This window comes from Pseudomonadota bacterium (assembly GCA_039196715.1).
Classification (GTDB): Bacteria; Pseudomonadota; Gammaproteobacteria; order CALCKW01; family CALCKW01; genus CALCKW01.
In genome coordinates this window covers 19,722-35,372 of sequence record JBCCUP010000006.1, presented here as the reverse complement: position 1 = coordinate 35,372, position 15,651 = coordinate 19,722, and the positions used below count along the sequence as shown (strand labels likewise).

At 64.0% G+C, this 15,651-nt stretch carries 20 protein-coding genes; 1 reads left to right on the top strand and 19 read right to left on the bottom strand.

Annotation, left to right across the window (positions count from 1 at the left end):
* Window positions 1-37 precede the first annotated feature (37 nt).
* The 5 genes from AAGA11_04180 to AAGA11_04160 form a co-directional block, all read right to left on the bottom strand.
* Window positions 38-985, bottom strand: a complete 948-nt coding sequence (locus tag AAGA11_04180) for a glycosyltransferase (protein MEM9602034.1) — start codon at window positions 983-985, stop codon at window positions 38-40.
* Between the two features lie 18 nt (window positions 986-1,003).
* On the bottom strand, window positions 1,004-2,419 hold the full coding sequence (ahcY, locus tag AAGA11_04175) for an adenosylhomocysteinase (protein ID MEM9602033.1): 1,416 nt from the start codon (window positions 2,417-2,419) through the stop codon (window positions 1,004-1,006).
* 20 nt (window positions 2,420-2,439) lie between these two features.
* A complete protein-coding gene (gene metK / locus AAGA11_04170) occupies window positions 2,440-3,609 on the bottom strand; it encodes a methionine adenosyltransferase (protein MEM9602032.1) in 1,170 nt (389 codons plus the stop codon).
* 88 nt (window positions 3,610-3,697) lie between these two features.
* Window positions 3,698-4,165, bottom strand: a complete 468-nt coding sequence (gene ssb, locus AAGA11_04165) for a single-stranded DNA-binding protein (GenBank protein MEM9602031.1) — start codon at window positions 4,163-4,165, stop codon at window positions 3,698-3,700.
* Window positions 4,166-4,210: 45 nt separating this feature from the next.
* Complete coding sequence (locus AAGA11_04160; protein ID MEM9602030.1) at window positions 4,211-5,428, bottom strand: MFS transporter; 1,218 nt, start codon at window positions 5,426-5,428, stop codon at window positions 4,211-4,213.
* A gap of 85 nt (window positions 5,429-5,513) precedes the next feature.
* On the opposite strand from AAGA11_04160, the gene uvrA reads away from it, so the two are divergent.
* Window positions 5,514-8,357 carry an excinuclease ABC subunit UvrA gene (gene uvrA, locus AAGA11_04155; protein ID MEM9602029.1) on the top strand — a complete coding sequence of 948 codons (2,844 nt, stop codon included), beginning with the start codon at window positions 5,514-5,516 and terminating at the stop codon, window positions 8,355-8,357.
* Between the two features lie 89 nt (window positions 8,358-8,446).
* Here uvrA and rplQ read toward each other — a convergent pair whose 3' ends face one another.
* The 14 genes from rplQ to rpsN form a co-directional block, all read right to left on the bottom strand.
* On the bottom strand, window positions 8,447-8,812 hold the full coding sequence (rplQ, locus tag AAGA11_04150) for a 50S ribosomal protein L17 (GenBank protein ID MEM9602028.1): 366 nt from the start codon (window positions 8,810-8,812) through the stop codon (window positions 8,447-8,449).
* Window positions 8,813-8,841: 29 nt separating this feature from the next.
* The gene (gene rpoA, locus AAGA11_04145) at window positions 8,842-9,846 is read right to left on the bottom strand and encodes a DNA-directed RNA polymerase subunit alpha (GenBank protein MEM9602027.1); all 1,005 of its coding nucleotides are present in this window, start codon (window positions 9,844-9,846) and stop codon (window positions 8,842-8,844) included.
* Between the two features lie 12 nt (window positions 9,847-9,858).
* A complete protein-coding gene (gene rpsD / locus AAGA11_04140) occupies window positions 9,859-10,479 on the bottom strand; it encodes a 30S ribosomal protein S4 (protein ID MEM9602026.1) in 621 nt (206 codons plus the stop codon).
* A gap of 18 nt (window positions 10,480-10,497) precedes the next feature.
* Complete coding sequence (gene rpsK / locus AAGA11_04135; protein ID MEM9602025.1) at window positions 10,498-10,881, bottom strand: 30S ribosomal protein S11; 384 nt, start codon at window positions 10,879-10,881, stop codon at window positions 10,498-10,500.
* 15 nt (window positions 10,882-10,896) lie between these two features.
* Window positions 10,897-11,253, bottom strand: a complete 357-nt coding sequence (rpsM, locus tag AAGA11_04130; protein ID MEM9602024.1) for a 30S ribosomal protein S13 — start codon at window positions 11,251-11,253, stop codon at window positions 10,897-10,899.
* A gap of 110 nt (window positions 11,254-11,363) precedes the next feature.
* A complete protein-coding gene (gene rpmJ / locus AAGA11_04125; protein ID MEM9602023.1) occupies window positions 11,364-11,480 on the bottom strand; it encodes a 50S ribosomal protein L36 in 117 nt (38 codons plus the stop codon).
* A gap of 24 nt (window positions 11,481-11,504) precedes the next feature.
* Window positions 11,505-12,860 carry a preprotein translocase subunit SecY gene (gene secY / locus AAGA11_04120; GenBank protein ID MEM9602022.1) on the bottom strand — a complete coding sequence of 452 codons (1,356 nt, stop codon included), beginning with the start codon at window positions 12,858-12,860 and terminating at the stop codon, window positions 11,505-11,507.
* Window positions 12,861-12,865: 5 nt separating this feature from the next.
* Window positions 12,866-13,306: a 50S ribosomal protein L15 gene (gene rplO / locus AAGA11_04115; protein ID MEM9602021.1), complete on the bottom strand. Its 441-nt coding sequence runs from the start codon at window positions 13,304-13,306 to the stop codon at window positions 12,866-12,868.
* Window positions 13,306-13,494 (bottom strand): 50S ribosomal protein L30, encoded by a 189-nt coding sequence (rpmD, locus tag AAGA11_04110; protein ID MEM9602020.1) that lies wholly within the window; start codon window positions 13,492-13,494, stop codon window positions 13,306-13,308. Before rpmD ends, rplO begins: the two co-directional genes overlap by 1 nt.
* Window positions 13,491-14,003 carry a 30S ribosomal protein S5 gene (gene rpsE, locus AAGA11_04105; protein ID MEM9602019.1) on the bottom strand — a complete coding sequence of 171 codons (513 nt, stop codon included), beginning with the start codon at window positions 14,001-14,003 and terminating at the stop codon, window positions 13,491-13,493. Before rpsE ends, rpmD begins: the two co-directional genes overlap by 4 nt.
* Before the next feature lie 12 nt (window positions 14,004-14,015).
* Window positions 14,016-14,378, bottom strand: coding sequence for a 50S ribosomal protein L18 (rplR, locus tag AAGA11_04100; protein ID MEM9602018.1), 363 nt, complete (start codon window positions 14,376-14,378; stop codon window positions 14,016-14,018).
* Window positions 14,379-14,381: 3 nt separating this feature from the next.
* Window positions 14,382-14,915 (bottom strand): 50S ribosomal protein L6, encoded by a 534-nt coding sequence (gene rplF, locus AAGA11_04095; GenBank protein MEM9602017.1) that lies wholly within the window; start codon window positions 14,913-14,915, stop codon window positions 14,382-14,384.
* Window positions 14,916-14,928: 13 nt separating this feature from the next.
* Window positions 14,929-15,324 (bottom strand): 30S ribosomal protein S8, encoded by a 396-nt coding sequence (gene rpsH / locus AAGA11_04090; GenBank protein MEM9602016.1) that lies wholly within the window; start codon window positions 15,322-15,324, stop codon window positions 14,929-14,931.
* Window positions 15,325-15,341: 17 nt separating this feature from the next.
* Complete coding sequence (gene rpsN / locus AAGA11_04085; protein ID MEM9602015.1) at window positions 15,342-15,647, bottom strand: 30S ribosomal protein S14; 306 nt, start codon at window positions 15,645-15,647, stop codon at window positions 15,342-15,344.
* Window positions 15,648-15,651 lie beyond the last annotated feature (4 nt).

Sequence of the window (15,651 nt, the reverse complement as noted above, 5' to 3'; positions counted from 1 at the left end):
GTCGCAGGTCGGGTGCTCCACATTGAACGGTCCGCGTTCACCTTCGTTCCGCTCCGGTTGTGAAATAGGCTTTGTTCATCGTCATGGCGCGCTTCACGAACGCGGGCAGGCGTTGCGCCCGGAGACCGATCCGGTAGCCGAGATACCGCAGGCCGTTTCGACATACCAATGCGAAGGCGGTCAGCGGGTTGCTGCCGGCCACCGCCCGGATTTCCGACCGCACGAACGCACGACCGCTGGCCCCGGCGCCGCCGCGCAGGCTGTGCAGCTCCGTCTCAGCGGCGTGCATCACTCCCATGTCGAAATAGCGTTTGTACTCCTGCAGTGGAGTGTAGTCATGGGCATGCCACACACACGCGGCGGGCACGTAGCACTTGGCGTAGCCCGCCCGCAGGATGCGCAGCGCCGCGAGCATGTCTTCACCAAAAACCACCGACTCCGGAAAGCCGCCCGCTGCCGAGAGTGCCGTGCTCCGGTAGGCGGCAAAGGAATTCGAGCAGAACGCTGCTCGCAATCCCTGGCGCTCCAGGTCGCTGGCGTCAACGCGCGCGGGCTCGTCCGGGTAATTGTAGGTGCGATGGTGGCGGGCGATGGCGGTGTGCGACGGCCGAGCGAGCTGCCGCCCGTAGGCGCAACCCACACCTGGGTCGTCAAACGCCGCCATCAGGGCGGCCAACGCCGTGCTGTCAGCCAATTCGGCATCCTGGGTCAGGAACGCCGCGACATCGACGGCGTCGCGCACCCGATCAAAGGCCCGCTGCCGAGTGCCACCGTGGTCAAAACCCGCCCGGTCGATCACGGCCACGTCGAAGCCCGCCTGCGACGCGAGCACAGCGGTATCGTCGGTGGACGAGGAATCGACCACCAGCACGGTGTCGGGCGCGCGGCTCTGCTGCGCGACCGCGGACAGCCACGCCGGCCAGGCCTCCCCGGCGTTGAGGGTCGGTACGATCAGAGCGAATCGCAGCGCACCGCCACTGTTCATCCGCGTGCCGAAACCGGCTCAGTAACGGTAGTGCTCGGCCTTGTAGGGGCCATTCACGTCCACCCCGATGTACGCGGCTTGCTCGGGCGTCAGCTCGGTGAGCTTGGCGCCGATGCGATCAAGGTGCAAGCGCGCCACTTTCTCGTCGAGGTGCTTGGGCAGGATGTACACCTCGTTGCCGTACTGGTCCCCGTTCTGCCACAGCTCGATCTGCGCCAGGGTCTGGTTCGTGAAGGAATTCGACATCACGAAACTCGGGTGTCCGGTCGCGCAGGCCAGATTCACAAGCCGGCCCTCGGCGAGCAGGATGATCTTCTTGCCGTCCGGAAAGACCACGTGGTCCACCTGCGGCTTGATGTTCTGCCACTCGTAGTTTTTCAACCCCGCCACATCGATCTCGTTGTCGAAGTGGCCGATGTTGCAGACGATGGTCTGGTCCTTCATGCGGCGCATGTGGTCCTGGGTGACAATGTTGGCGTTGCCTGTCGTCGTCACCACCAGATCGATCTGGTCCACGACATCGTCCAGACGCACAACGCGGTAGCCCTCCATCGCCGCCTGCAATGCGCAGATCGGGTCGACTTCGGTGACCATCACGGTGGCGCCGAGGCCCCGAAGCGATTGCGCCGACCCCTTGCCGACGTCGCCGTAGCCGCACACCACCGCAACCTTGCCGGCGATCATCACGTCGGTTGCCCGCTTGATCGAGTCGACCAGCGATTCACGGCAGCCGTAGAGGTTGTCGAACTTGCTCTTGGTCACCGAGTCGTTGACGTTGATGGCCGGGAACGGCAACTCGCCGTCCGCTTGCATGCTGTAAAGCCGCTTGACACCCGTTGTGGTTTCTTCGGTCACGCCCTTGATGCACGCGAGTCGAGTGGAATACCAGTTGGGGTCGGTCGCGAGCTTCTGCTTGATCGCGCTGAAGAGTGCAACCTCCTCGTCGGAATCGGGCGCCTCCAGAAACGCGGGATCGGACTCGGCACGGGTGCCGAGGATCAGCAGCAAAGTGGCGTCGCCGCCGTCGTCGAGGATCATGTTGGCCTGATCACCCGGCCAATCGAAGATGGCGTGGGTGTAGGCCCAGTATTCGTCAAGCGTCTCACCCTTGAAAGCGAACACCGCCGTGCCCCCGTCGGCCACGGCCGCGGCGGCGTGGTCCTGCGTCGAGAAGATGTTGCAGCTCGCCCACCGCACGTCGGCGCCGAGCGCCTCGAGGGTCTGGATCAGCACGGCCGTTTGAATGGTCATGTGCAATGAGCCCGCAATGCGGGCGCCTTTGAGCGGCTGTGCGCCACGGTACTCTTCGCGGATCTGCACGAGGCCCGGCATCTCCGTCTCGGCAATCTCGATTTCCTTGTGCCCGAAAGCAGCGAGCGCCATGTCGCGCACGATGTGGGCTTGGCCGGTGTAGGCCGGGGCTTCAAAACTCATGGGGTTGTGTCCGGTGAGGGTCAGGCGATGCCAGCGGCATCTTTGAGGGCGGCGGCGCGGTCGGTGCGCTCCCAGCTGAAATCCGGGTCGTTGCGGCCGAAGTGCCCGTAGGCCGCCGTCTGGCGGTAGATCGGCCGTTCGAGCTCGAGCATCTTGAGAATGCCGTAGGGCCGAAGGTCGAAGTGTTCGGCGACGAGGGCTTCGATGCGCTCGTCCGAGACCGCGCCGGTGCCGAACGAGTTCACGGTGATGGACGTCGGGCGCGCCACGCCAATTGCGTAGGACACCTGGATTTCACACTGCCGGGCAAGCCCGGCGGCGACCACGTTCTTGGCCACGTAGCGCCCGGCGTAGGCGGCCGAGCGATCGACCTTGGAGGGGTCCTTGCCCGAGAAGGCCCCGCCGCCATGGCGTGCCATGCCGCCGTAGGTGTCGACGATGATCTTGCGTCCGGTCAGGCCGCAGTCGCCAACCGGCCCGCCGATCACGAAATTGCCGGTGGGGTTGATGTGGATGTTCTCGTGCGGACACGCGGCCAGCCACTGCGCCGGGAGCACGGGCTTCAACACGTGCTCCATGACCGCTTCCTGAAGGTCCTTGAGGCTCACGTCAGGCGCGTGTTGCGTCGAGAGCACGACCGCGTCGATGCCCGCGGGTTCACCGTTTTCGTAGCGCAGGGTCACCTGGCTCTTGGCGTCCGGGCGCAGCCAGGTGAGCTGCCCGTTCTTGCGCACCTCGGCCTGACGCTGCACCAGGCGGTGGGCGTAGGTGATAGGCGCGGGCATGAGCACATCGGTTTCGTCGCAGGCGTAGCCGAACATCAGGCCCTGGTCGCCCGCGCCCTGCTCCTCATCACGCTCGCGATCGACGCCCTGGGCAATGTCGGGTGACTGTTTGCCGATGGCATTGAGCACCGCGCAGGTGTTGCCGTCAAAACCGACCTCGGAGTGGTCGTAACCGATGTCACAGACCACCTCGCGCACGATCGCCTCGATGTCGACCCAGGCGGTGGTGGTGATCTCCCCCGCCACCGCGATCATGCCGGTCTTGGCCAGGGTTTCGCACGCGACCCGAGCGTGCCTGTCCTCACTCAGAATGGCATCGAGGATGGCGTCCGATACCTGGTCGCACAGCTTGTCGGGGTGCCCTTCTGACACCGATTCCGATGTAAATATAAAGTTGTCACGCATGGTTTAGTGTTTCAATTCTTTCCGAATGAGACAGGCACAGACTTAAATCTAGACGAAAGTCACCTGAAAGGCTGCAACGTCGATCACACTAGAACGGAATATCGTCGTCGAAATCGACCTCGGGCACAGGTTGGCTCGACGCGGGCGCGCTGTCGCGGCTCGGCTGAGACGGACGCGACTGGCCGTGCGGTGGCGCGAACCCGGCCCCGCCCGCGTCACCGCCGCGGCCACCGAGCATCTGCATCTCGTTGGCGACGATCTCGGTCGAGTACCGCTCGATACCGTCCTTTTCCCATTTGCGGGTCTGCAAGCGCCCCTCAACGTAGACCTGGGACCCCTTGCGCAAGTACTCGCCAGCGATCTCCGCCAGTCGGTTGAAAAACACCACACGGTGCCACTCGGTGCGCTCCTGGCGTTGCCCGCTCTGTTTGTCGGTCCACGAATCCGCGGTGGCAAGTGATACGTTGCACACCGCGCCACCGCTCGGCATGTAGCGCACTTCCGGGTCCGCGCCGAGGTTGCCGACCAGAATCACCTTGTTGATTCCTCTCGCCATTTGTAGTCTCCCATTGCAAGGGCGCACGCGGCGCCCGGTATTCGGTCAATTGCCTTGTGCCGCCGCGACGTCCGCGCGCGGCTTCGCGCTGCCGGACATGCCGGAGGCAATGCCCAGCCAGAGCAGCGCCAACGCGGCACTGCCTGAAAACAACCACACGGCGCCGCCGGCGCCAAACAGCAGCCCGCCCAACACGCCGCCCGCAAACGCGCCGAAGAACTGGCAGCTCGCGTAGACCCCGAGGGCAGTGCCCTTGAGGTCCGGCGTGACGATCTTGCTCACCCGCGATGGCATCACGGCTTCGAGCGCGCTGAACGCGCCGAAGAATACCGCGAGCAGCACACCGAAATGCCAGGTTGCGTCTGCCAGCGTGACGCCAAAGGGCGTGATCGCCAGCAAGGTGATGCTCAGCAGAAACACCGCGCGCAATCGGGCGCGCCGCTCGGCCAGGTACACCAGCGGCAGCAGCACCAGCAGCGACCCGAGCACGGCCGGCACGTACACCTGCCATTGGTCGCCGCCGCCGATGCCCGCGTCGCGCAGCGCCAGGGGCGCGGCGACGAACAGCGCTGTCATCATCGCATGCAACACGAACACACCGGCGTCGAGCCGCCACAGTTCCGGGTGCGCGATCACCCGGGACAGGCCGGCCGCGGGCTGTGCTGCAGGGCGACCCGTCGCAGGCACACCGGGGGGTGTGGGCACCCAGGTGTGAAGCACGGCGATCGCAGCCAGTCCAAGCGCGGTTGCCGCCCAGAAAACCGCCCCAAGACCGCCCACCGCCGCCAATGCCGGCCCGAGTACCAACGACAGCATGAACGCGAGGCCGATGGTGCCACCGAGGATCGCCATCATGATGGTGCGTTGCCGTTCACGGCTGAGGTCTGCCGCCAGTGCCATCACGGCGGCAGCCACGGCCCCGGCGCCCTGCAGCGCTCGGCCGAGAATGAGCGTGAGCACATGATCCGAGTTGGCTGCAACGACGCTCCCGAGCACGAAGATCAGCAAACCCGCGGTGATCACGGGCTTGCGCCCCACGCGGTCGGACACCATGCCGAAGGGGATCTGCAACGCGCCTTGCATCAGGCCGTAGATGCCGATCGCGAGTCCGATCAGCAGCGGTGTCGCACCGGCCAGGTCGTCGGCGTAGACACTCAGCACCGGCAGCACCATGAACAACCCCAGCATGCGGCACGCAAACACCGCAGCCAGGCCTGAAGCGGCTCGGCGTTCGTCGCGCGTGAATGCGGTGCCTTCGGCCATGGGGGTTGAGTGTGGGCGTATTGGGTAAACCGGGTATATTACCACCCGCTCTCCCTCCAACCCACCCGCGCTGTCGAGGCAACACATGGCCAGCATCCGGGTGCGCGGTGCCCGCGCGCACAACCTCAAGAACGTCGACATCGATTTGCCGCGCAACGCGCTTGTGGTCGTCACCGGGCCCTCGGGCTCGGGCAAGTCCTCCCTGGCGTTCGACACGATCTTCGCAGAGGGACAACGCCGGTATGTCGAGTCGCTCTCCGCCTACGCGCGCCAGTTCCTGGCGCAAATGGAGAAGCCGGACCTGGACCACATCGAGGGGCTCTCACCGGCGATCGCAATCGAGCAGAAGAGCACGTCGCACAACCCACGCTCCACCGTTGGCACGATCACCGAGATCCACGACTACCTGCGTTTGTTGTTCGCCCGCATCGGCACGCCCCACTGCCCCGAGCACGGCGAGCCGCTCACCGCGCAGACCGTAAGCCAGATGGTCGACACCATCCTCGAACAACCGGAGGGCAGCCGATTGATGCTGCTCGCACCGATCATAAAGGACCGCAAGGGTGAACATGTGCAGGCGCTGGAGAGCCTGCGTCAGCAGGGGTACTTGCGCGCCCGCGTCGATGGCGAGGTGGTGGAACTCGACGGCACCCTGCCCACGCTCGACGGTCGTCGGCGGCACAGCGTCGATGCGGTGGTCGACCGCTTCCGCGTGCGGCAGGACCTGCGTTTGCGCCTCGCCGAGTCGATTGAAACCGCGCTGGCGCTCTCCGAGGGCACCGTTGAAGTGGCCTCGATGGATGACGACAGCCTGGCGCTTGAATTCTCGTCCACATTCTCCTGCCCACGGTGTGGCTTCGCCGTGGCCGAGTTGGAACCCCGCTTGTTCTCGTTCAACAGCCCGCACGGCGCCTGCACACAGTGCGACGGCCTCGGCGTCGAACAGTTCTTCGACCCCGCCCGGGTTGTGGCAGACCCGACACTGTCGATAGCCGAGGGCGCAGTGCGCGGCTGGGACAAGAAAACCGGCTACTTCTACCAGCAAATGCAAAGCCTGGCGACGCACTACGGCTTTGATCTCGACACCCCCTTTGCCGAGCTCGGCGACGCTGTCCAACACCGCATTCTCTACGGCTCCGATGGCGAGGAAATCACGTTCCGCTACGTCAACGACCGCGGTGACAAACGCGACCGGACCGACACCTTCGAGGGCGTGATCAACACCCTGGCCCGCCGCTACCGGGAAACCAGCTCCACCCCGGTGCGTGAGGAGCTGGCGAAACTCCAGGCCAAGCGGGTTTGCGACAGCTGTGGCGGCAGCCGCTTGAACGCATCGGCACGCCACGTCACGATCGGCGAGCTGAACCTGCCGGCACTCGCCGACTTGCCGATCGACCTCGCGCGCGCGCGCCTCGCGTCGCTTGCGCTGACCGGCCAACGGGCACAGGTGTCAGAGAAGATTCTCCGCGAGCTCGACCAGCGACTGGGTTTTCTGGTGGACGTGGGGCTCGACTACCTGAACCTGGCACGCGGCGCCGACACACTCTCCGGCGGCGAAGCGCAGCGGATTCGCCTCGCCAGCCAGATCGGCGCCGGCCTCTCGGGTGTGATGTACGTCCTGGACGAGCCGTCGATCGGCCTGCACCAGCGGGACAACGACCGCTTGCTGGCCACGCTTTCACGCCTGCGCGACCTCGACAACACCGTCATCGTGGTAGAGCACGACGAGGACGCGATTCGCCACGCCGACCACATCGTTGACATGGGGCCCGCCGCGGGCGTGCACGGCGGTGAGGTGGTGGCGTCGGGCACGCTCGACGAGCTGCTGCAACACGACACGCTGACCACGCAATACCTCAGCGGCCAACGCGAGATCGCTCCGCCGGCAAAGCGGCGCAAAGGCACCGGTGACCGCCTGACCCTCTCGGGTGCGAACGGCAACAACCTCAAGGACGTCAGCATCGACATTCCGCTCGGTACGCTCTGCTGCATCACGGGCGTCTCGGGTTCCGGCAAATCCACGCTGATCAACGACACACTGCTGCGTGCCGTCGCACAGCACCTGCACCGCGCACGGCGCACACCGGCACCCTACGCCACACTCGAGGGCCTCGACGCCCTCGACAAGGTCATCGCCATCGACCAGAGCCCGATCGGCCGCACGCCGCGCTCCAACCCGGCGACCTACACCGGCGCGTTCAACCTGATCCGCGATCTCTTTTCCGGCACTCAGGAAGCCCGTTCACGGGGCTACGGGCCAGGCAGGTTCAGTTTCAACGTCAAGGGCGGACGCTGCGAGGCCTGCCAGGGCGACGGGGTCATTCGCGTCGAGATGCACTTTCTGCCCGACGTCTACGTGCCCTGCGACGCCTGCCGCGGTGCACGCTACAACCGGGAGACGCTCGACATTCTCTACCGCGGCAAGAGCATCGCAGACGTGCTCGGCATGACGATCGAGGACGCCAGCGCGCTGTTCGACCCCGTGCCACAGATAAAACGCAAGCTCGACACCCTGCTGGATGTGGGCCTGGGTTACCTGACACTCGGTCAGAGCGCCACGACGCTGTCCGGCGGGGAGGCGCAACGCGTCAAACTCGCGCGCGAGCTGTCGCGTCGCGACACCGGACGCACCCTGTACATTCTGGACGAACCGACAACGGGCTTGCACTTCCACGATGTCGCCCAGCTCATGGCTGTGCTGCAGCAGCTCACCGCGCGCGACAACAGCGTTGTTGTCATCGAACACAACCTCGATGTGATCGCCTGCGCCGACTGGATCATCGACCTCGGGCCAGAGGGCGGCGACAAAGGCGGAACCGTCGTGGCAGCGGGCACGCCCGACGCGGTGGCGAAGGTCAAGCGCTCGCACACCGGGCAGTACCTCAAGCGCCAGCGCGCGGCCCGACGTAAACGCGCGAAAGCCGGCTGACACCGCCCCGTCAACCCCCGAATTCCCTGTACCCGGCCACAAAAAAAGCCGCCTGGATGAGGCGGCTTTTCGTGCGAAACAGGTTAGGCTCAGCTGCCCGCTTCGTCCACCAGCTCGATGATGGCCATCGGCGCCTTGTCGCCAGCACGGTAGCCGCACTTCAGGATGCGCGTATAGCCGCCCGGGCGGTCCTTCGAACGCGGACCGAGCTCAGTGAACAACTTGCCCACGGCGGCCTTGTCACGCAGGCGCGAAAACGCCAAGCGGCGGGTGTGCACACTGTCGTTCTTGGCCATGGTGATCAGGGGCTCGATCACACCGCGAAGTTCCTTCGCCTTGGGCAAAGTCGTGCGGATGTGCTCGTGCTCGATGAGCGACGCCGCCATGTTGCGGAACATGGCTTTACGGTGGCTGCTGTTCCGGTTGAATTTGCGGCCGGATTTTTGATGACGCATCGTTGTGTACCGTTCGTGATCGCGCTGTTCTAGCGGACGCCTGCTTCACGCTGCTTGAGCAGCTCGGGCGGCGGCCAGTTGTCCAGGCGCATGCCGAGTGACAGGCCCTGCTGGGCCAGCACATCCTTGATTTCCGTGAGCGACTTCTTGCCCAGGTTGGGCGTTTTCAGCAGCTCCACCTCGGTGCGCTGAATGAGGTCACCGATGTAGTAGATGTTCTCGGCCTTGAGACAGTTGGCCGACCGCACCGTGAGCTCGAGGTCGTCGACCGGTCGCAACAGCACGGGATCGAGGTCGCTTGCCGGCGCTTCTTCTTCCACGTGCTCGTCGCCGCTGAGCTCGACAAACACCGACAGTTGGTCCTGGAGGATGGCCGCCGCTCGGCGTATGGCTTCCTCCGCGTCCAGCGTGCCGTTGGTCTCGATGTCGATGACCAGCTTGTCGAGGTCCGTGCGTTGTTCAACACGCGCACTCTCGACGCTGTACGCCACCCGGTAGACCGGGCTGAAGGTCGCGTCGATCTGGAGCGCACCCACCGGACGGGACTCACCCTCTTCCAGGCCACGCTGCGTGGCGGGCTCGTAGCCACGACCCTTGCGGACCTTGAGGGTCATGTTGATCTCGCCGGCCTTGGTGAGGTTGCAGATCTCGTGGGTCGGGTTGACGATCTCGACGTCATGGTCGAGCGAGATGTCCGCGGCTGTGACCAAGCCCGGTCCTTTCTTGCGCAACTGCAGCACGACTTCGTCGCGCTGGTGCATCTTGATGCCGACGCCTTTGAGGTTGAGCAGGATGTCGAGGACGTCCTCCTGAACCCCTTCCATCGTCGTGTACTCGTGCAGCACACCGTCGATCTCGACTTCCGTGATCGCGGCGCCCTGCATGGAGGACAGCAGGATGCGGCGCAACGCGTTGCCGAGGGTGTGGCCAAAGCCACGTTCCAACGGTTCCAGCGTGACCTTCGCCTGACGGCTGGACACCTGGTTGACGTTGACAATGCGGGGTTTGAGGAATTCTTTGTAAAACGCAGCCATATGTCGCAGCCCCTATTTCGAGTACAGCTCGACCACAAGCGATTCGTTGATCTCGGCGGGCAGATCAGCGCGCTCAGGTACGGCCTTGAAAACACCGTCCATCTTGTTGCTGTCAACGTCGACCCACGAGGGCACACCGCGCTGTTCAGCAATCTTCAGGGCATCCGCGATACGGGTCTGCTTCTTGGCGCGCTCGCGCACGCTCACAGCCTGCATCGGTGCAACCTGGAAAGACGGGATGTTCACGACAGTGCCGTCGACCACGATGCCCTTGTGTGCCACCAACTGGCGCGCTTCGGCACGGGTCGAGGCATAGCCCATGCGGTAGACCACATTGTCCAGACGGCACTCGAGCAGCTGCAACAGGTTTTCACCGGTTGAGCCTTTGCGGCGCGCTGCCGTCTTGTAGTAGTTGCGGAACTGGCGCTCCAGCACGCCGTACATGCGACGCAGTTTCTGCTTCTCGCGCAACTGCAGCGCGTAGTCGGTCGCCCGGCCACGCTTCGCACCGTGCATTCCGGGCGGCGTTTCGGCCTTGCATTTGGAATCGAGCGCACGCAGGCCAGACTTCAGGAAGAGGTCAGTCCCTTCCCGGCGGCTGAGTTTGCACTTGGGTCCGGTGTATCGAGCCACAGAGATTCTCCAGAAAAACTAGACGCGACGACGCTTGGGCGGCCGGCATCCGTTGTGCGGAATGGGCGTCACGTCGACGATGTTTTGAATTTTGAAACCGCAGTTGTTCAACGAGCGCACGGCCGAGTCACGGCCCGGACCGGGCCCGTTCACACGGACATCGAGGTTCTTGACGCCGTATTCCTTGGCCTTCTCGCCGGCGCGCTCGGCTGCCACCTGCGCGGCAAACGGCGTGCTCTTGCGGGAGCCACGAAAGCCCGAGCCGCCCGACGTGGCCCACGACAAGGCGTTGCCCTGGCGGTCAGTGATCATGATGATCGTGTTGTTGAAAGACGCATGCACATGCGCGATGCCGTCTGACACCGACTTGCGGACTTTCTTCTTTGCACTCTGAGTTGCCATCTGAGCTCAGTTTCCTTAACGCTTGATCGGCCGACGCGGACCCTTGCGGGTGCGGGCGTTGGTCTTGGTCCGCTGGCCGCGCAACGGCAAGCCGCGGCGGTGCCGGATGCCCCGGTTGCAGCCGAGGTCCATGAGGCGCTTGATGTTCATGGACACGTCGCGGCGCAGATCGCCCTCAACGGTGAATTTCGCGACCTCGTTGCGCAGCTTCTCGACCTCGTCTTCGGTCAGGTCGCGGATCTTGCGGGCAGGCTCGATGCCCGCCTCGTCGCAAATCTTGTAGGCACGCGTGCGGCCAATGCCGTAGATCGAGGTGAGTGCGATCCACGAGTGCTTGTGGTCTGGAATGTTGATGCCAGCTATGCGGGCCATCTCCGAACTCCGGAATTCACGTAAACCGCCCATTGTAAAGGCGATTCACCGGTTAATCAATCAGTTGGGTGCCAGACGCTGTCCAGACTGCCCCAACACGAACAGTGTCTTCAGCCCTGACGCTGCTTGTGACGCGAGTCTGTGTTGCAGATCACGCGCACCACACCGTGGCGACGAATCACCTTGCAGTTGCGGCAGATCGGCTTGACCGATGCTCGAACTTTCATGCAAAAACTCCAGGTTGGTACGGGTCAGCGCAAGCCGCGCGAGCCATACCCTTTCAAGTTGGCCTTTTTCATCAGGCCTTCGTACTGGTGGCTAAGGAGGTGCGACTGCGTCTGCGCGACAAAGTCCATCACCACCACCACGATGATCAGCAGTGAGGTGCCACCAAAATAAAACGGCACGTTCCACCACAGGATCAGGAACTCCGGCAGCAGGCACACCAGGGTGATGTACAGCGCGCCGACCAGGGTCAGCCGCGTCATGACACCGTCGATGAACTTGGCGGTCTGTTCGCCCGGACGAATACCCGGCACGAACGCGCCCGACTTCTTCAGGTTGTCTGCCGTTTCACGCGCGTTGAAGATCAACGCGGTGTAGAAGAAGCAGAAAAACATGATTGCTGCGGCGTAGAACAGGATGTACAGCGGTTGCCCAGGCTGGAGCGTCGCCACCAGCGACTGGACCCAGGACACGCCTCCACCCGAGTTGCCCACCATCTGGCCGAGCGTCGCCGGGAACAGGATGATGCTCGAGGCAAAGATCGGCGGGATCACGCCGGCCATGTTCAGCTTCAGCGGCAGGTGGCTGGTCTGGCCTGCGATCATCTTGCGGCCCTGCTGACGCTTGGCGTAGTTGACCGTGATCCGGCGCTGCCCGCGCTCGACAAAAATCACGAAGGCCGTCACGGCGATGGCCATGAGGAACAGCAGGATCACGGTGATCGACGCGAGCTCACCGGTGCGCGCCAGCTCGAGGGTGCCCCCGATCGCCGCGGGCAAGCCCGCGACGATGCCGGCGAAGATCAGGATCGAGATGCCGTTTCCGATGCCACGCTCGGTGATCTGCTCGCCGAGCCACATCAGGAACATGGTGCCCGTGACCAGCGTGATCGCAGCAGTGACCACGAACCCCGGCCCCTGCACGTACACGAGCGGCGCGGGACCGGCAGATTGACCCTGCAACGCCACGCACACACCGACCGCCTGCACGGTCGCCAGCACCAGTGTGAACCAGCGGGTGTAGGTTGTGAGCTTGCGACGGCCGGACTCGCCTTCCTTGCGAAGCTGCTCGAGCGACGGCATCACGTGGCTCATGAGCTGGATGATGATCGACGCCGAGATGTACGGCATCACACCCAGCGCGAAGAGCGACATCCGGCTCAAGGCACCGCCACCGAACATGTTCACCATGTCCAGGATGCCGCCGCGCTGCTGCTCGAAGATGTCCGCCATCACCTGGGGGTCGACACCCGGGATGGTGATGTGCGACCCGAGGCGGAAGATGACCATGGCGAACAGCACAAACAAGATGCGCGAGCGCAGCTCGGCCGATTTGCCGAGGCCCTCCAGCGCGCTTCCGCCAGCTGTGCGTTGCTTTGCCACGTCCGTCAGACCTCGACTTTACCGCCAGCCGATTCGATCGCGCTGCGCGCGCCCGCACTGACGCCAACACCGTCGCCGCTGACCGTCAGGCCCTGCGGGGCGTCGCCGGAGAGCATGATCTTGGCAAACCGCGTCTGATCCGGCACCACGCCGGCCGCGAGCAACGACTGGAGCGTCACCTGACCGCCGTCCACGCGGGCCAGTTCGCTCGTGCGAACCTCGGCCACAAAGCGCGAACGACGTGAGGTGAAACCGTATTTCGGCAGACGGCGCTGCAGCGGCATCTGGCCGCCTTCGAAACCGACCTTGTGGTAGCCGCCGGAACGGGAGTGCTGACCCTTGTGACCGCGGCCACAGGTCTTGCCCGAGCCCGAACCAATGCCGCGTCCAACGCGGCGTGCAGCACGCTTGGAGCCGGCTGCTGGACTCAATTCATTCAAGCGCATCACGCACTCTCCTCGACCCGTAACAGGTAATAGGCTGTGTTGATCATGCCGCGGTTTTCCGGCGTGTCCGCCACTTCCACGGTCTGGTGGATGCGGCGAATGCCGAGTCCGCGCACGCTTTGCTGGTGGTTTTTCAGTCGCCCGTTGAGGCTCTTGACCAGGGTGACCTTGAGGGTTTTGGCACTCATGCGCCCAGGACCTCTTCGACGGTTTTGCGGCGTTTTGCAGCCACGCGCTCAGGCGAGTGCATGTCACACAACCCCCGCACCGTGGCCTGAACGACGTTGATCGGGTTGTTTGTGCCGACGATCTTGGCCAACACATTGCGTACGCCGGCCGCTTCGAACACCGCACGCATCGCACCGCCGGCAATGATGCCGGTACCTTCAGAGGCGGGCTGCATGTACACCCGGGCGGCGCCGTGCCGTACCATGACCGGGTACTGCAACGTGCCGTCCTTCAGGTGCACGTCCGCCATGTTCTTGCGCGCGCGCTCCATGGCTTTCTGGATCGCCAACGGGACTTCGCGCGCCTTGCCGTAACCAACGCCGACCCGCCCTTCGCCGTCACCGACCACGGTCAGTGCGGTGAAGCTGAATTGGCGGCCGCCCTTGATCGTCTTGGCAACGCGGTTCACCTCGACGAGCTTCTCGATCATGCCGTCGGTGTTGTTGTTGTTGTCGTGCTGCTGAGCCATGTCGGAATCCGATTAGAAATTGAGGCCGTTTTCACGGGCGGCGTCAGCGAGTGCCTTCACGCGGCCGTGGTAACGAAAGCCGGACCGGTCGAACGCGACGTCACTGACGCCCGCGTTCGACGCCCGCTCGGCGATGGCCTTGCCGACCGCCGCAGCGGCGTCCACGTTGCCGGTGTAGTCCAGCGATGAACGCATGTCCTTCTCGAGCGTCGAGCTCGTCGCGAGCACGGTCGCGCCGTCGGCACTGATGATTTGAGCATAGATGTGGCGCGGCGTGCGGTGCACACACAGGCGCGCCCGTCCGCTGTCACGAACGCGTGCGCGGCTCTTGGCGGCGCGACGCAGGCGTTGGCTTTTTTTGCTGGGTGCTGCCATGACTTATTTCTTCTTGGCTTCTTTCATGATGACGCGCTCGTCCGCGTAGCGAACGCCCTTGCCCTTGTAGGGCTCGGGGGGACGGAAGGCGCGGATCTCCGCGGCCACCTGACCCACCGCCTGCTTGTTGCTGCCCTTGACGACGAGCTCGGTTTGCGACGGGCTCTCGACCGTCACACCCTGCGGCACGTCGTAGACGACCGGGTGCGAAAAACCGAGGGTCAGATTCAACTTTTGGCCCTGTGCCTGCGCCCGGTAACCGACGCCGATCAAAGTCAGTTTCTTCTCGAAGCCGTCGCTGACGCCGACCACCAGGTTGTTCAGCAGCGCGCGCATGGTACCGGCCATCTTGTAGCCTTCCCGGTCTTCTTTGACCGGTCGCACCTGCAGCGCCGCGTCGTCCTGATCGACTGTCACCGCCTCGTGCAGCACGAGTGATTCGTTGCCCTTGGGGCCCTTCGCGCTGACTTCCTGTCCGGAGACAGACACGGTCACGCCCTTGGGCAGACTGACGGGTGCTTTTGCAACTCTTGACATTGGTAACCGCCCCTTATGCCACGTAGCACAGGATCTCGCCGCCCTCACCGGCCTGACGAGCTTTCTTGTCGCTCATCACGCCGCGGGAGGTCGAGACAATGGCCACGCCAAGACCGCCGAGCACCGTCGGGATCTCGTTCTTGTTCTTGTAGATGCGCAAGCCCGGGCGAGACACGCGCTTGATCATCTCGATGACCGGCTTGCCCTCGAAGTACCGCAGCTCGATCTCGAGCTCGCGTTTGGCACCAGCCTCACTGACGGCAAACTCGCCGATGTAGCCTTCGTCTTTCAGGACGTTTGCCACAGCGACTTTTTGCTTGGATGACGGCATCGCGACCTTCGCTTTCCCGGAGGTTTGCGCGTTGCGAATGCGGGTCAACATGTCCGCTATGGGATCAGACATACTCATTATCGATATCCCCCTTGTTACCAGCTTGCTTTCACTAGGCCAGGCACGTCGCCTCGCATAGCCGATTCACGGAGCTTGTTTCGGCTGAGGCCGAACTTGCGGTAGTAGCCGTGCGGGCGACCGGTCACACCACAGCGGTTGTGGCCGCGTGTGCTGGAACTGTCCCGAGGCAACATCTGGAGGCCCTTTGAAGCCGCCATCTTTTCCTCGTAACCGGCCTCCGGGTCGAGCAGGACCGCCTTGAACTCGGCGCGCTTTGCCGCGTACTTCGCAACCAGCTTGGTGCGCTTGGCTTCGCGGGCAACCATGGATTTCTTAGCCATAACT

Coding starts and splice junctions, on each gene's coding strand:
- rplO (MEM9602021.1), bottom strand. CDS start 13,306: ATGCGCTTGAATGAATTGAGTCCAGCAGCCGGCTCCAAGCGTGCTGCA.
- uvrA (MEM9602029.1), top strand. CDS start 5,514: ATGGCCAGCATCCGGGTGCGCGGTGCCCGCGCGCACAACCTCAAGAAC.
- rpsM (MEM9602024.1), bottom strand. CDS start 11,253: ATGGCCCGCATAGCTGGCATCAACATTCCAGACCACAAGCACTCGTGG.
- rpsE (MEM9602019.1), bottom strand. CDS start 14,003: ATGGCTCAGCAGCACGACAACAACAACAACACCGACGGCATGATCGAG.
- metK (MEM9602032.1), bottom strand. CDS start 3,609: ATGCGTGACAACTTTATATTTACATCGGAATCGGTGTCAGAAGGGCAC.
- rpsN (MEM9602015.1), bottom strand. CDS start 15,647: ATGGCTAAGAAATCCATGGTTGCCCGCGAAGCCAAGCGCACCAAGCTG.
- rplF (MEM9602017.1), bottom strand. CDS start 14,915: ATGTCAAGAGTTGCAAAAGCACCCGTCAGTCTGCCCAAGGGCGTGACC.
- rpsK (MEM9602025.1), bottom strand. CDS start 10,881: ATGGCAACTCAGAGTGCAAAGAAGAAAGTCCGCAAGTCGGTGTCAGAC.
- rpsH (MEM9602016.1), bottom strand. CDS start 15,324: ATGAGTATGTCTGATCCCATAGCGGACATGTTGACCCGCATTCGCAAC.
- ahcY (MEM9602033.1), bottom strand. CDS start 2,419: ATGAGTTTTGAAGCCCCGGCCTACACCGGCCAAGCCCACATCGTGCGC.
- AAGA11_04160 (MEM9602030.1), bottom strand. CDS start 5,428: ATGGCCGAAGGCACCGCATTCACGCGCGACGAACGCCGAGCCGCTTCA.
- rpoA (MEM9602027.1), bottom strand. CDS start 9,846: ATGGCTGCGTTTTACAAAGAATTCCTCAAACCCCGCATTGTCAACGTC.
- rpmD (MEM9602020.1), bottom strand. CDS start 13,494: ATGAGTGCCAAAACCCTCAAGGTCACCCTGGTCAAGAGCCTCAACGGG.
- ssb (MEM9602031.1), bottom strand. CDS start 4,165: ATGGCGAGAGGAATCAACAAGGTGATTCTGGTCGGCAACCTCGGCGCG.
- rplR (MEM9602018.1), bottom strand. CDS start 14,378: ATGGCAGCACCCAGCAAAAAAAGCCAACGCCTGCGTCGCGCCGCCAAG.
- rpmJ (MEM9602023.1), bottom strand. CDS start 11,480: ATGAAAGTTCGAGCATCGGTCAAGCCGATCTGCCGCAACTGCAAGGTG.
- rplQ (MEM9602028.1), bottom strand. CDS start 8,812: ATGCGTCATCAAAAATCCGGCCGCAAATTCAACCGGAACAGCAGCCAC.
- AAGA11_04180 (MEM9602034.1), bottom strand. CDS start 985: ATGAACAGTGGCGGTGCGCTGCGATTCGCTCTGATCGTACCGACCCTC.